Origin of the sequence: Stenotrophomonas sp. Nf1, assembly GCF_003028475.1 — a bacterium.
Lineage (GTDB): Bacteria > Pseudomonadota > Gammaproteobacteria > Xanthomonadales > Xanthomonadaceae > Stenotrophomonas.
Genome location: NZ_PYTV01000012.1, coordinates 82,831 through 96,725, shown reverse-complemented (window position 1 = coordinate 96,725; position 13,895 = coordinate 82,831). Strand labels below are relative to the sequence as shown.

Annotated in this window: 12 protein-coding genes; 8 read left to right on the top strand and 4 right to left on the bottom strand. The window is 67.7% G+C overall.

Going from position 1 to position 13,895, the window contains the following annotated elements:
* The first annotated feature begins 3 nt into the window (after positions 1–3).
* Both C9412_RS18770 and C9412_RS18765 read left to right on the top strand, forming a co-directional pair.
* Positions 4–495 (top strand): phasin family protein, encoded by a 492-nt coding sequence (locus tag C9412_RS18770; protein WP_107232997.1) that lies wholly within the window; start codon positions 4–6, stop codon positions 493–495.
* 237 nt (positions 496–732) lie between these two features.
* Positions 733–1,728: a restriction endonuclease gene (locus C9412_RS18765; protein ID WP_107232996.1), complete on the top strand. Its 996-nt coding sequence runs from the start codon at positions 733–735 to the stop codon at positions 1,726–1,728.
* 116 nt (positions 1,729–1,844) lie between these two features.
* On the opposite strand, the gene C9412_RS18760 is transcribed toward C9412_RS18765, so the two are convergent.
* The 4 genes from C9412_RS18760 to C9412_RS18745 form a co-directional block, all read right to left on the bottom strand.
* On the bottom strand, positions 1,845–2,237 hold the full coding sequence (locus C9412_RS18760) for a type II toxin-antitoxin system HicB family antitoxin (RefSeq protein WP_107232995.1): 393 nt from the start codon (positions 2,235–2,237) through the stop codon (positions 1,845–1,847).
* An 8-nt stretch (positions 2,238–2,245) separates the two neighbouring features.
* Positions 2,246–2,428 carry a type II toxin-antitoxin system HicA family toxin gene (locus tag C9412_RS18755; RefSeq protein WP_107233019.1) on the bottom strand — a complete coding sequence of 61 codons (183 nt, stop codon included), beginning with the start codon at positions 2,426–2,428 and terminating at the stop codon, positions 2,246–2,248.
* Between the two features lie 94 nt (positions 2,429–2,522).
* Positions 2,523–3,251: a histidine utilization repressor gene (gene hutC / locus C9412_RS18750; RefSeq protein ID WP_107232994.1), complete on the bottom strand. Its 729-nt coding sequence runs from the start codon at positions 3,249–3,251 to the stop codon at positions 2,523–2,525.
* A gap of 28 nt (positions 3,252–3,279) precedes the next feature.
* Positions 3,280–4,650 (bottom strand): formimidoylglutamate deiminase, encoded by a 1,371-nt coding sequence (locus C9412_RS18745; RefSeq protein ID WP_107232993.1) that lies wholly within the window; start codon positions 4,648–4,650, stop codon positions 3,280–3,282.
* 67 nt (positions 4,651–4,717) lie between these two features.
* On the opposite strand from C9412_RS18745, the gene hutI reads away from it, so the two are divergent.
* The 6 genes from hutI to C9412_RS18715 all read left to right on the top strand — a co-directional run bounded on the left by hutI (position 4,718) and on the right by C9412_RS18715 (position 13,891).
* Positions 4,718–5,941, top strand: coding sequence for an imidazolonepropionase (gene hutI, locus C9412_RS18740; RefSeq protein ID WP_107233018.1), 1,224 nt, complete (start codon positions 4,718–4,720; stop codon positions 5,939–5,941).
* Positions 5,938–7,479 carry a histidine ammonia-lyase gene (gene hutH, locus C9412_RS18735; RefSeq protein WP_107232992.1) on the top strand — a complete coding sequence of 514 codons (1,542 nt, stop codon included), beginning with the start codon at positions 5,938–5,940 and terminating at the stop codon, positions 7,477–7,479. Before hutI ends, hutH begins: the two co-directional genes overlap by 4 nt.
* On the top strand, positions 7,476–8,330 hold the full coding sequence (hutG, locus tag C9412_RS18730) for an N-formylglutamate deformylase (RefSeq protein WP_107232991.1): 855 nt from the start codon (positions 7,476–7,478) through the stop codon (positions 8,328–8,330). The genes hutH and hutG overlap by 4 nt, the downstream gene beginning before the upstream one ends.
* Positions 8,327–9,994 (top strand): urocanate hydratase, encoded by a 1,668-nt coding sequence (gene hutU, locus C9412_RS18725; RefSeq protein WP_107232990.1) that lies wholly within the window; start codon positions 8,327–8,329, stop codon positions 9,992–9,994. Before hutG ends, hutU begins: the two co-directional genes overlap by 4 nt.
* 198 nt (positions 9,995–10,192) lie before the next feature.
* On the top strand, positions 10,193–11,623 hold the full coding sequence (locus C9412_RS18720) for a serine hydrolase domain-containing protein (protein WP_107232989.1): 1,431 nt from the start codon (positions 10,193–10,195) through the stop codon (positions 11,621–11,623).
* 159 nt (positions 11,624–11,782) lie between these two features.
* Complete coding sequence (locus C9412_RS18715) at positions 11,783–13,891, top strand: TonB-dependent receptor (protein WP_107232988.1); 2,109 nt, start codon at positions 11,783–11,785, stop codon at positions 13,889–13,891.
* The last annotated feature ends 4 nt before the right edge of the window (positions 13,892–13,895 follow it).

Sequence of the window (13,895 nt, the reverse complement as noted above, 5' to 3'; positions counted from 1 at the left end):
GCGATGAACCGTTACGAAAACGACGACCGCCGCGACGACGACGCCTCGTTTGGCGACCAGGCCGAGCGCTTCTCGCGCAAGCTGAGCGATTCGGCCCAGCAGGTCTGGCTGGCCGGGCTCGGTGCCCTGGGCCGCGCCCAGGCCGAAGGCAGCCGCTTCTTCGATGGCCTGGTGAAAGAAGGCGAAGCCTGGGAGGCCCGCCGCCGTGAGCGCCAGGGCGACCAGGGCCCTGGCTGGCGCGACAACGTTGAATCGTCACTGGACGACGCGCGTGAGAAAGCCTCTGGCACCTGGAACAAGGTCGAGAAGGCCTTCGACGACCAGGTGCAGGGGGTGCTCAAGCGCCTGCATGTGCCCACCGCCGACGAAGTGACCGCGCTGGAAGCCCGCATCGATGCCCTGCATGCGCGCCTGGCCAAGCTGGAGACCCGGGCCGCTTCGGGCAGCGACGCGCCCGCGCCGGGCAGCCACCAGTCGCCGGACAGCGTGCCCTGACCGACGATTGTTGCAATGCAGTAAAATCTGGTTGACAATCGCGAGCAACCCGCCAATCGCTTCGGCTGCCGTTTGTTCCCTCCCCTCACGGCTTCAGGATTGGCGGGTTTTTCGTGCCTGCACTACGCCGATCTGAGCGATTGATCACATTTGGTGTCAGGAACCTCCTGACCCAGCGGGGCGGTGCGCCGATTACACTGTCGTCTTCCGCATTCGCCCCTTCCGCGCACCTCCCGCATGCTCCCCTGGATCCTGGCCCTGCTGTCGGCCCTGCTTGTCTGTTCCCTGGCCGTTGTCTATCTGTGGTGGATCAAGCGGCGCCAGAAGGAGATGCAGCTTGGCCTGCAGGCCCTGGCCGGCATGCACTGGCGTGAGTTCTCGGTGCTGGTCAAGCGCATGCTGCGCGAGCAGCGCGGGCTGCGCGAACTGAACGATCCGGCCGAGGATGCGCGGGAGCCGAGCAGCGATTTCGTGCTCAGTGATGGCCCGAACCAGTGGCTGGTGTCGTGTAAGCATGGCCTGGCCTACCGCATCGGCACCGCCGCGGTGAACGAACTGGGCGCCGCCGCGCGCCTGGCTGGTGCCAGGGGCGGCATGCTGCTGACCGAAGGGCGGATCGAACGCGACGGTCGCGCCGCCGCCGAAAAGCAGGCGGTTGAGGTGCTGGATGGCCCGCGCCTGTGGCCCCTGTTGCAGCCTTATCTGCCGGGTGACATCGACACGCGCGTGCGTGCGGGTGCGCGCCACGAAGCGCTGCGCCGGATCGCCATCGCCGCGCTGGGCTCGGTGACGCTGGGCCTGCTGGTGGGTGTGAGTCTGCAGGGCCTGCATGTGGACCGCACCGAGCCCGTTGCCGCGGCGCCGGTCACCCCGACCGTGGCCGCTGAAGCGGCCCGCGAATCCGCTCCGGTGGCCACGCCGGCCGCCATGGCACCTCTGCCCGCGCCGGAAACCCTCGATGCGCGCAGCAACCCCAATCCGGATGCGGCCACGCTGGACCGTTTCCAGGCGGATCTGTCGCGCGCGCTGGCCGGCAAGCCCGGCATCGCCAGTGGCGTCTGGTTGACCCGCCAGACCCTGGCGATCAACCGCACCGGCGAACTGGATGTGGTATGGCCGCAGGTCTGCGAGGAAGTGCTGCACTACCCGGCCCTGCGCAATGTCCGCATCCAGCTCAATGCCCGCCCCGGCGTGGACGAGCCGGTGCGCTGGCGGCAGTGCGCCACGTACTGATGGGGACCGACATCCACGCATGGCGTGGATGCCCCTGTAGCGTCGAGCCACGCTCGACTCATCGCGCATCGCGCGAACAGCAGCCGAGCGTGGGCTCGGCTCCACATGGCGCCTGCTCAGCCCAAGGCAGCGAGACGGGCGATGTAGCTGGAGCGGGATTCACCCGCAGCTCTGGCCTGCGCATCCAGCCTCGCCAGGATTCTACGTGGCAGGCTGATGTTGACCCGCTCGATGGTGTCGTCCAGCAGCGCCGGATCAATGCAGATGTAGGCAAGAATCCAGGTCGTATCGCTGGAAGCCTCGGCAACGATCTTCTGTGGCGCAGAAGGATTGGGAATCGAGCGCCCCTCATCCAGGGCCGCATCGATCCAGGCAAGCGCAGATTCCTCGGCCGCACTAAGTGCATCGTCAAGCGTGTCGGCCGCCGAGAAGCACCCCGGCAGATCGGGAACGATGACACCCCACGCGGTGCGTTCATCGCCGGCCTCAATCAAGACTGGATAGCGCATGGGACCTCCTACGTCAGTCCTGCGAGCTTCCGCAACGCCTGAACCAGCCCCTTACCCAGATCCTTTCTGGGGTGAGGCACGGTGATGATGTGAGGCCGCTGCGGGTGCACGAATACATGATGGGATCCGCGGATCCTGCAACAGGTCCAACCTGCCGCCTCCAGATCCCGGATGAGGTCCCTGCTCTTCATGCAGGGACGATACACATCGTACACACGCATCAACAGAGTTCAAGACGACAGCCGTTCCGGACCCATAGATCCACGCCATGCGTGGAGGGAGCTCCTACCGCGCGCCGGGCGCGAAGCGCGCCACCAGGTCCCAGGCGTCCCCCAGGAACACCTGGCGCACGCGGGTGATCGGCTGCTCGCCGCGCCAGGTCAGGCGCTCGATCACCAGGCAGGCGGTGCCGGGCTTCACATCCAGCAGCTTGGCGCTGGCGGTGTCCGCGCCCCAGGCGCTGATGCGGTGCTGCGCGCGCGTCCACGACACGTTCTGCAGCAGCCAGCTGCCCGGCGCGGTGGTGTTGAAATCAACCTCCAGCACCTCGGGAACGCCCACCGGGCTGATCAGGCGATGCTCCAGCGCCAACGGACGGCCATCGGCCAGATGCAGGCAACGCATCGCCAGCAGCATTTCCTGGCCGGCCAGCTCGATCTCACCGGCATTGCCGGCCTCGGCCCGGCGCAGCTCGCGTTGCAGCAGGCGGTAGCCGTACTGATGGCCGCGCGAGCCAACCTCCATGGCGATATCCGGAATTTCCAGCGCCACCTGCTCCAGATGCGGCGGCTGCCGCGCCACGAACGAGCCTGCACGGCGGCGGCGCTCGATCATGCCGCTCTCGGCCAGCGCGGTGAGTACCTTGTTCACCGTCATCCGCGAGCAGCCGTACTGCTCCATCAGCTCATGCTCGTACGGGATGCGGAACCCCGGCGCCCACTCTCCACTGAGAATGCGGCTTTCCAGATCGCTGCGGATACGCTGGTTGAGCGTGGCGGACTTGCTGGCCTTCACGTGGTGGGGTCTCGGTGGCGGGGGGCGATCAGCCCAGCACGCCCTTCAGGGCGGCGGCGAAGGCGGTGGTGATCGCCTCGCGCTGCAGGTGGCGGCCTTCGGCCACACACTGGCGGCCATGGCGCCAGACCGATCGCAGCGCGCCATTACGTGCGGCGAACACCCAGCTGTCAAGCCATGCGTCACCCTGTCGCGCCTGCAGTGCCGGGTGCGCGGCGTCCAGCTCGACCAGATCAGCACTGGCGCCGACCTGCAGGCCGGCCGCCACGCCCAGCGCCTGCGCGCCGCCGTGCAGTGCACCTTCAAACAGGAAGCGGCCGGTGCTGCGGGTGGCATCCGGGGCCAGCACGTTGCGCCCGCGCAGGGTCAGGCGCTGGCCATATTCGAGCAGGCGCAGCTCTTCGGCCGCGTCGATCAGCACGTTGGAATCGGAGCCGACACCGAAGCGCCCGCCCTCGCGCGCGAACGCCTGCATCGGGAACAGGCCGTCGCCCAGGTTGGCTTCGGTGATCGGGCACAGCCCGGCCACGGCCTGGCTGGCCACGATGGCCGCGCGCTCGTCATCGGTGATGTGGGTGGCATGCACCAGGCACCAGCGCGCATCCACCGGCGCATGGTCGTACAGCCACTGCACGGGGCGCTGGCCGCTCCAGGCCAGGCAGGCCTCGACTTCGCGCACCTGCTCGGCGATATGGATATGCACCGGGCCGTCAGTCAGCGGCAGCAGCGCACTCAGTTCCTCACCGGTGACCGCGCGCAGGCTGTGCGGCGCGATGCCGAGCACGGCGTCAGGCAACGCGGCCAACGCCGGCCTGGCGGCATCCAGCAACCGCGCGAAGCCGTCCACATCGTGGATCAGGCGGCGCTGCGCCGGATTGGGCGGCGCGCCACCGAAATCGGCGTGGGCGTAGAACACCGGCAGCAGGGTCAGGCCGATGCCGGTCTGCGCAGCGGCAGCGGCGATGCGCGCGCTCATCTCGGCACGGTCGGCGTACGGCTGGCCGTCGGCATCGTGGTGCAGATAGTGGAATTCGCCGACGCGGGTGAAGCCGCTTTCCAGCATTTCCATGTAGGCCTGGGCGGCGATGGCCTGCACCGCGTCCGGGCGCAGACGGGCCAGGAAGCGGTACATCAGCTCGCGCCAGCTCCAGAAGCTGTCACCGTCACCGCCGCCGATCTCGGTCAGGCCGGCCATGCCGCGCTGGAACGCGTGGCTGTGCAGGTTGGGCAGGCCCGGCACCAGCAAGCCAACGCGGGTATCACCGTCCTGCGCGCCCTGCCCGGTGCTGATCGCGGCGATGCGGCCGTCCTGCACCTGCAGGCGGACATCACCGGCCCAGCCTTCGGCCAGCAGGGCGTGGGCGGCATGGAAGCAGTGCGGGGAACGCGAATCGGACATGGCTGGACAACCCGAAATGGACGCCTATATTGTATAGACATATAAGCACAGCCGCGTTGTGGATGCCATGCACGTCGATACCCTCTGGTCCAACGTCCACCTGATCACCCTCGATGGCGAGGGCCTGGGTGTCATCCGCGATGGCGTACTGGCCTGCACCGAGGGCCGCATCGTCCACGTCGGCGCCGCCGGCAGCGATGCCCACCTGCAGCCGACCACCCGCATCGACGGTGAAGGGCGCTGGATCTCGCCGGGCCTGATCGACTGCCACACCCACCTGGTCTACGCCGGCAACCGCGCCAACGAATTCGAGCAGCGCCTGCAGGGCGTCAGCTACGCCGAGATCGCCCGCGCCGGCGGTGGCATCGTCTCCACCGTGCGTGCCACCCGCGCCGCCACACCCGAGCAGCTGGCCAGCGAAAGCCGCCTGCGCCTGCTGGCGATGCGCGCCGAAGGCGTGACCACGATCGAGATCAAGTCCGGCTACGGCCTGACCCTGGCCGACGAGCGCAAGCAGTTGCAGGTCGCACGTGCACTGGGCGAGGAATGCCGGGTCAACGTGGTCACTACCTTCCTTGGCGCGCACGCGATTCCGCCAGGCCGCGAGGCACAGGAATACACCGACGAGGTGTGCAACGTGATGATTCCGGCCATCGCTGCCGAAGGCCTGGCCGAAGCGGTGGACGTGTTCTGCGAGAACATCGCCTTCTCGCCGGCGCAGGCGCGGCAGGTGTTCGAGGCTGCCCGCGCGAACGGGCTGGCGCTGAAGATCCACGCCGAACAGCTGAGCAACCAGCACGGCGCCGAACTGGCCGCTGGTTTCGGCGCGCTGTCGGCCGACCATATCGAACATCTGGATGACGCCGGCATCGCCGCGATGGCCGCCGCCGGCACCGTCGCCGTGCTGCTGCCGGGCGCGTTCTATTTCACCCGCGATACCACCCTGCCGCCGATTGCTGCATTGCGCGCGGCCGGCGTGCCGCTGGCACTGGCCACCGACAGCAACCCGGGCACCTCGCCGCTGACCAGCCCGCTGCTGGCGATGAACATGGGCGCCACCCTGTTCCGCCTGACCGTGGACGAATGCATCGCCAGCTTCACCCGTGAAGCGGCGCGTGCACTCGGCCATGGCGAGCGCATCGGCCGCCTCGCCGTCGGCATGGACTGCGACCTGGCGATCTGGGACATCGACGCCCCCGCCGACCTGGTCTATCGCATTGGATTCAACCCGCTGCACGCGCGCGTGGTGCGCGGGCAGCCCGACCTGCCTGCCTCCTGGAGCAACACATGAGCAACACCCTGGTTCTTCGCCCCGGCCATGTCACTCTCGCCCAGTGGCGGCAGGTCTATCGCGGTGTGCCGCTGGCACTGGACCCGGCCGCACTGCCGGTGGTGCGCGCCAGTGCCGCCGCCGTGGCCGCCATCGTCGCCAAGGGCGCGCCGGTGTATGGCATCAACACCGGCTTCGGCAAGCTGGCCAGCGTGCGCATCGAGCGCGAGGACCTGGCCACCCTGCAGCGCAATATCGTGCTCTCGCATGCTGCCGGCGTGGGCGAGCCGATGCCGGCCAGCGTGGTGCGCCTGATGATGGCGCTGAAGCTGGTCAGCCTGGCGCAGGGCGCTTCGGGCGTGCGCGAGGAAACCTTGCTGCTGCTCGAAGCGATGCTCATCAAGGGCGTGCTGCCGGTGGTGCCGGCGCAGGGCTCGGTGGGTGCATCGGGCGACCTGGCGCCGCTCTCGCATCTGGCCAGCGTGATGCTGGGCGTCGGCGAAGCATTCATCGGTGATGAGCGTCTGCCGGCCACCGACGCACTGGCGCGTGCCGGCCTGCAGCCGATCGAACTTGGCGCGAAAGAAGGCCTGGCGCTGCTCAACGGCACCCAGTTCTCCACCGCCTATGCGCTGGCCGGCCTGTTCGAGATCGAGACCGTGTTCCAGGCCGCGCTGGTGACCGGAGCACTGTCGGTGGAAGCGGCCAAGGGTTCGGATACTCCGTTCGATCCGCGCATCCATGCCATCCGTGGCCAGCGCGGGCAGATCGCCACCGCTGCGACCCTGCGCACCCTGATGCAGGGCTCGGACATCCGCGAATCGCACCGCGACAACGACGTGCGCGTGCAGGACCCGTACTGCCTGCGCTGCCAGCCGCAGGTGATGGGCGCGGCGCTGGACATCCTGCGCCAGGCCGCAACCACGCTGGAAATCGAAGCCAACGGCGTGTCCGACAATCCGCTGGTGTTCACCGATACCGGCGAAGCGCTGTCCGGCGGCAACTTCCATGCCGAACCGGTGGCCTTCGCCGCCGACATGCTGGCGATGGCGGTGTGCGAGATCGGCTCGATCAGCGAGCGCCGCCTGGCGATGCTGGTGGACCCGGCGCTGTCCGGCCTGCCGGCGTTCCTGACCCCGCGCCCGGGCCTGAATTCCGGCTTCATGATTCCGCAGGTGACCGCCGCCGCGCTGGTCTCGGAAAACAAGCAGCGCGCCTACCCGGCCAGCGTCGATTCGATCCCGACCTCGGCCAATCAGGAAGACCACGTGTCGATGGCCGCACACGGCGCGCGCCGTTTGATGCAGATGGCCGAGAACGCGGCCAACGTGATCGGCATCGAACTGCTGGCCGCCGCGCAGGGGTGCGACTTCCATGCGCCGCTGCGCTCCAGCGCTGCGCTGGAAAACGTGCGTGCCACCCTGCGTGCACAGGTGCCAACGCTGGAAGAAGACCGCTACTTCCACCCGGACATGGTGACCGCCACCCACCTGGTGCGCAGCGGTGCGCTGGCTCGTGGCCTGAGCGACCTGTTGCCGACCGTGGAACCGCAGGCATGAATGCCCATCCCGAATGGCTGACCGTGCACGAGGGCGATGCCCCGTTGATCGTCAGCTTCCCGCACACCGGCAGCGAGCTGCCTCACGACCTGATCGGCCACTACCACTCGCCGTGGCTGGCGCGCCGCGATGCCGACTGGTGGGTGCACGAGCTGTACGACTTCGTGCGCGGTATGGGCGCGACCACGGTGCGTTCGGCGATCTCGCGTTCGGTGATCGACCTCAACCGCGATCCCAGCGGTGTCTCGCTGTATCCGGGCCAGAACACCACCGGCCTGTGCCCGCTGACCACCTTCGACAACCAGCCGCTGTACCACGCCGGGCGCGAACCGGATGACGCCGAGATCGCCCGGCGCCGCGACACGTATTTCCTGCCTTACCACGATGCACTGGCCGCACAGATCACCCGCCTGCGTGCACGCCACGGCACCGTGGTGGTGTACGACGCGCATTCGATCCGCTCGCATATCCCGCATCTGTTCGACGGCGAGCTGCCGCAGTTCAACCTGGGCACCGCCGGCCCGTCCGGCGCACCAGACACCTCCTGCGACAACGCATTGAGCGATGTGGTGGAGAACCTGCTCAGGATCAGTGGCATGAGCCAGGTGCGCAACGGCCGCTTCAAGGGTGGCTGGATCACCCGTCACTACAGCAACGTCGCCGGCGGCGTGCACAGCCTGCAGATGGAGCTGGCCTGCCGCGGCTACATGCACGAGCCACTGCCCGACCAGGTGGACGAACACAGCTGGCCCACCCCGCTCGACCCTGACCACGCCGCACCGCTGCGCCACACCCTGGCGCAGGTGCTCAATGCCTGCCTTGAATTCGCTACGAACCGGAGCGCCGCATGACCCGCAACGACCCGTCCCGCACCATCGCCGCGCCGACCGGCACCACGCTCAACGCCAAGAGCTGGCTGACCGAAGCGCCGCTGCGCATGCTGATGAACAACCTGCACCCGGACGTGGCCGAGCGGCCGCAGGAACTGGTGGTGTACGGCGGCATCGGCCGCGCCGCGCGCGACTGGGAGAGCTTCGATGCGATCGTCGAAACGCTCAAGCGCCTAGACGACGACCAGACCCTGCTGGTGCAGTCGGGCAAGCCGGTGGGCGTGTTCCGCACCCACGCCGATGCACCGCGCGTGCTGATCGCCAATTCCAACCTGGTGCCGCGCTGGGCCAACTGGGACCACTTCAACGAGCTGGATAAGAAGGGCCTGGCCATGTACGGCCAGATGACCGCCGGCAGCTGGATCTACATCGGCGCACAGGGCATCGTGCAGGGCACCTACGAGACCTTCGTGGAAATGGGCCGCCAGCACTTCGGCGGCGACCTGACCGGCAAGTGGCTGTTCACCGGCGGCCTCGGTGGCATGGGGGGCGCACAGCCGCTGGCCGCGGTGATGGCCGGCGCTTCGTGCCTGGCCGTCGAGTGCCGCAAGAGCAGCATCGACATGCGCCTGCGCACCGGCTACCTGGACACCTGGACCGACAACCTGGACGAAGCGCTGCGCCTGATCGACGAATCCTGCAAGGCCGGCACCCCGAAGTCGGTGGGCCTGCTGGGCAATGTGGCCGACGTGCTGGCCGAACTGCTCAAGCGTGGCGTGAAACCGGACCTGCTGACCGACCAGACCTCGGCGCATGACCCGGTGAACGGCTACCTGCCGCAGGGCTGGACCGTCGAGCAATGGGACGACAAGCGCGTGTCCGCGCCGAAGGACGTGGAGAAGGCTGCGCGCGCCTCGATGGCCAACCACATCCGCGCCATGCTCGGCTTCCACGCACTGGGTGTGCCGACTGTGGACTACGGCAACAACCTGCGGCAGATGGCACTGGAAGAAGGCGTGGCCAACGCGTTCGACTTCCCCGGCTTCGTGCCGGCCTATATCCGCCCGCTGTTCTGCCGTGGCATCGGCCCGTTCCGCTGGGCGGCACTGAGCGGCGACCCGGAAGACATCGCCAAGACCGATGCCAAGGTCAAGGAGCTGATTCCGGACAACCCGCACCTGCACCGCTGGCTGGACATGGCCGCCGAGAAGATCAAGTTCCAGGGCCTGCCGGCGCGCATCTGCTGGGTCGGCCTCGGCGACCGTGATCGACTGGGCCTGGCCTTCAACGAGATGGTGGCCAACGGTGAACTGAAGGCACCGGTGGTGATCGGCCGCGACCACCTGGACAGCGGCAGCGTGGCCTCGCCGAACCGCGAAACCGAGGCGATGGCTGACGGTTCCGATGCGGTGTCCGACTGGCCGCTGCTGAACGCCCTGCTCAACACCGCCAGCGGCGCGACCTGGGTGTCGCTGCACCACGGCGGTGGTGTCGGCATGGGCTTCTCGCAGCATGCCGGCATGGTGATCGTGTGCGACGGCACCGAGGCAGCGGCGAAGCGGATTGGCCGCGTGCTGTGGAACGACCCGGCGACCGGCGTGATGCGCCATGCCGATGCGGGCTATGAGATCGCGATCGACTGCGCGAAGGAAAAGGGGCTGGATCTGCCGGGAATTCTGGGCTGATCCAGGGGTGCCGGCCGGCGGCCGGCACTACCGGAAACATCGGGTTCTGCCGGACACTCTCGGCTGATCCACGGTAGGCGGCCAGCGAACGCGTGGTAGTGCCGGCCGCTGGCCGGCATCGCACCCACCCACCGATGGCCCTTGACCGGGCCACAATGGGGTTTCCATAGTGCGGCCTCACCCTTGGGTTGATCCGTCATGAACCGACTGCTTCGCTATAGCGTTGCCCTGCTGTGCCTGCTTCCGGGCGTCGCGTTCTCAGCCCCGTCCGGCGTGGCCACCCGGTTGGACACGCAACTGCAGACCAACCGCGAACGCTACGGCATCGCAGGGCAAGCGGTGCTGGTCGCCCACAACGCACAGGTGCTCTACCAGGGCGCCAGCGGCGATCGTGATCCCGCTAGCCATGCACCTGCCACCGTCGATACGATCTTCGCAGCGCAGTCGATGGCCAAGCTGCTGACCAGCACGCTGGTGATGCAGTTGGTCGACCAGGGCGAGGTGGATCTGGATGCACCGGCCAGCCGTTATGTACCGGACCTGCCGGCCGCCTGGCGAACGATCCCGGTGCGCGACTTCCTCAATCACAGTTCGGGCATCGGCGAGTACTACGACCGGGTCGACAACCGCTGGGTGAGCAAGGGCTACAGCGGCGTTGCGCCGGATCTTGCGGCTGCGCTGAAGGTGGCCGCCGCCGCGCCGATGCAGTTCGCCACCGGCAGCCGCGTGCAGTACACCCAGGCCAACTACCTGGTGCTGACGGCGTTGCTGGAGGCGCATTACCGCAAACCCTATCCGGTCATCGCGCGCGAGCGCATCCTGCAGCCGCTGAAGATGACCAGCACCTCGTGGGGCGTGGCCAGCGTGCCGGCCCAGCGCGCGGCGGTGCCGTACATCGGCAAGGACGGCGCATTGCAACCGGCCAACGAAGACCCGTGGCCGAACTACGGCTGGGGCCACGCCGACCTGCAGACCACCGTGGGCGACATGAACCGTTTCCTGCAGGCACTGGCCACCGGCAAGCTGCTGCGCACGGCCACACTGGAAACGCTCTGGCAGCCACAGACGCTGAGCGGCGGCGGCAGCAATTTCTTCTCCACCGGCTGGGACACCACCCGCAGCGATGGCTACACCCAGGTTGGTCACGATGGCGGCACCCGTGTGCGTGCGCGGCTGGCCTACAAGGGCACGCTGGCCGACGGCTACTGGGTGTTCGTGTACCTGACTAGTGGCAGTGCGCGCAATGTGTGGTCGAGCACGTTGGTGGAAAGCACGATGGCGGTGGCCGCACCGGGGGAATTCCCGCATGCGGTGCTGTCCGAGCGGTTGATCGCTTATGCGCTGGACGATGATGCAGACGCTGCTACGGCGCTGCGTGCGTGGTTGCGCGGCAGCAGCGGCATCGCGGCCAACGAACTGGAACGCGCGATCAACAGCGATGGCTACGCCATCCTCGCGAGCCTCGGCGCGCGCAGGGCGTTGAAGGTATTCACCCTCAACACCGAGCTGTATCCGCAGTCGGCCAACGCGTGGGACAGCCTGGCCGAATGCCACGCGGCGCTGGGTGAGAAGGAAACCGCCGAGCGGCTCTACGCAAAGTCGAAAGCGCTGTCGAAGCCTTCGCCGTAAACCGATTGTAGAGTCGAGCTTGCTCGACTCCGTAGAAGAGAAGCAGTCGAGCAAGCTCGACTCTACGAAGCGCGCGGGCGGCCATACGCTGCCGATGGGTGACGTGGCACGCCCGACCTGTTAACTTGCGCGCCACTTTCGTGGTTTACAGCATTTCGCATGTCGCTCTCGTCTCACCGCCCCACCCCGTCGCTGCTGTTCCTGGCCGTTTCCTTCAGCCTGGCCGTCACTGCCCAGGCCGCCCCGCAGGCCACCACTCTCGATGCCGTGCAGGTCACCGCCGCCGATGCCAGTGCGCAGGCACGCGCGGAACTGAAGCGCGTGCCGGGAGCCAGCAATGTCATCGACGTCGCCAAGGCTGACAGCCGCCTGTCCAGCAGCGTTGATGTGCTGGCCTACCAGCCCGGCATCAGCGCGCAGTCCCCGGGCAACGAGGGCACCAAGGTGTCCATCCGCGGCTCAGGCATCAACCGCGGTCCGGGTGCGCATGCGTCTGGTATTGCAGTTTCGATCGACGGGCTGCCACTGACCGGTCCAGGTGGCACGCCCTATGAACTGCTGGAACCGTTGTGGCTGTCGCGCGTGGAAGTGCTGCGCGGGGCCAACGGTTTCGAACGCGGCGCGCTCGCGCTCGGCGGCGCCATCGATTACGTCAGCCGCAGCGGCCGTGATTCGGCGGGCGGGCAGTTGCATTACGAGGCCGGCAGCCGTGGCTACCAGAAGCGCGGCCTGAGCTGGGGCGGCGTCAGCGGTGATGTCGACTACTTCCTGGCCTACACCGACACCGAATTCGACGGCTACCAGCGCCACGCGCGCGGCGACGGCAAGGGTGCGATGGCCAATGTGGGATGGCAGATCACGCCCGATCTGCAGACGCGCTTCTTCGTGCGCTACCGCGAAACCAACCACGAAACACCCGGGCGCCTGACCCGCGACCAGATCCGCAACGACCCGCGTGCGGCCAATCCGGCCAACCTGGCCATCGATGCGCGCCGCCCGCAGCCGGGCAGCACCTGGCTGGGCAATGTCACCACGCTGCAGATCGATGAGGATTCCTCATTGCAGGCCGGGTTGGTCTATCACAAATATCCGATGGACCTGAACGAAAGCCTGTACCGCCAGCAGCTGGACTACGCCAACCTCAACGCCACGCTGGATTACCGCCATCACCACACGCTGTTCGGGCTGGACAGCGACACCACCATCGGCCTGCGCGTCACCCACGATCTGGATGCCGACGTGCGCGAGTCGCTGCGCTTTGCCAGCAACGGCCATGCCGCCGGCACGCGCACGCGCGACTTCCGCCACCACGGCACCGACAGCACGCTGCACGTCAGCAATACCCTCGCCTTGAACGACCGCCTGCGCATGCAGACCGGACTGGCACTGATCAACACCCGCCGCGATGTGCAGGTGACCTGGCCAAGCAGCGGCGGCCGCCTGCGCGATCATGACTGGGACTACGCGCCGCGACTGGGTTTCACCTGGCAGCACAGCGCGCAGACGCAGTGGTTCGGCAACCTCAGCCATTCGGTGGAAGCGCCGCATCCGTGGTCGATGATCTGGGGTTCGAACCAGTATTTCGGGCCGGGCAATGGCCCGTCCACGGGCCGCCAGCGCGCGCCGGTGCCGATGCAGAACCAGACCGCCACTACGCTGGAACTGGGTGCACGTGGCGACGCTGCGCTCGGTCGTTGGGAACTGACCGGCTACTACGCGCATGTGAACCACGAACTGCTGAGCGTGGAGCTGCAGCCGGTGCCGAACCTGTTCATCGCAGAAAACAACGCCAGCCCCACCGTGCACCGTGGCATCGAAGCCGGCCTGGACAGCACGCTGTGGCAGGCCGCGCCGGGACGCCTGTCGTTGCGCCAGGCGTACACCTTCAGCGACTTCCGTTACCGCCACGATGCGCGCTTCGGCAGCAACCGCCTGCCGGGCCTGCCACGCCACAGCTACCAGGCTGAGCTGCGCTTCGATCACGCATCCGGTCTGTACGCCGCGCTGAACACCGAATACGCCTCACGCATCGCGGTGGACTATGCCAACAGCTACTGGGCCGACAGCCATGTGATCTTCGGCAGCCGCATCGGTTACGACGCACCCGATGGCCGCTGGCAGGCGTGGGCGGAGATGCGCAACCTCGGCAACCGTCACTACGCCGCCACGGTCACACCAGGCTATGACGATGCGGGCAAGGATGTGGCGCGCTCGACGCCGGGCGAAGGCAGTGGCGTCTATGCGGGCGTGCGTTGGCGCTTCGATTGAGCCA

Excerpts from the sequence above, each read along its gene's own strand:
- hutI (WP_107233018.1), top strand. The coding sequence starts at position 4,718 with ATGCACGTCGATACCCTCTGGTCCAACGTCCACCTGATCACCCTCGAT.
- C9412_RS18745 (WP_107232993.1), bottom strand. The coding sequence starts at position 4,650 with ATGTCCGATTCGCGTTCCCCGCACTGCTTCCATGCCGCCCACGCCCTG.
- C9412_RS18765 (WP_107232996.1), top strand. The coding sequence starts at position 733 with ATGCTCCCCTGGATCCTGGCCCTGCTGTCGGCCCTGCTTGTCTGTTCC.
- C9412_RS18720 (WP_107232989.1), top strand. The coding sequence starts at position 10,193 with ATGAACCGACTGCTTCGCTATAGCGTTGCCCTGCTGTGCCTGCTTCCG.
- hutU (WP_107232990.1), top strand. The coding sequence starts at position 8,327 with ATGACCCGCAACGACCCGTCCCGCACCATCGCCGCGCCGACCGGCACC.
- C9412_RS18770 (WP_107232997.1), top strand. The coding sequence starts at position 4 with ATGAACCGTTACGAAAACGACGACCGCCGCGACGACGACGCCTCGTTT.
- C9412_RS18755 (WP_107233019.1), bottom strand. The coding sequence starts at position 2,428 with ATGAAGAGCAGGGACCTCATCCGGGATCTGGAGGCGGCAGGTTGGACC.
- C9412_RS18760 (WP_107232995.1), bottom strand. The coding sequence starts at position 2,237 with ATGCGCTATCCAGTCTTGATTGAGGCCGGCGATGAACGCACCGCGTGG.
- C9412_RS18715 (WP_107232988.1), top strand. The coding sequence starts at position 11,783 with ATGTCGCTCTCGTCTCACCGCCCCACCCCGTCGCTGCTGTTCCTGGCC.
- hutG (WP_107232991.1), top strand. The coding sequence starts at position 7,476 with ATGAATGCCCATCCCGAATGGCTGACCGTGCACGAGGGCGATGCCCCG.
- hutH (WP_107232992.1), top strand. The coding sequence starts at position 5,938 with ATGAGCAACACCCTGGTTCTTCGCCCCGGCCATGTCACTCTCGCCCAG.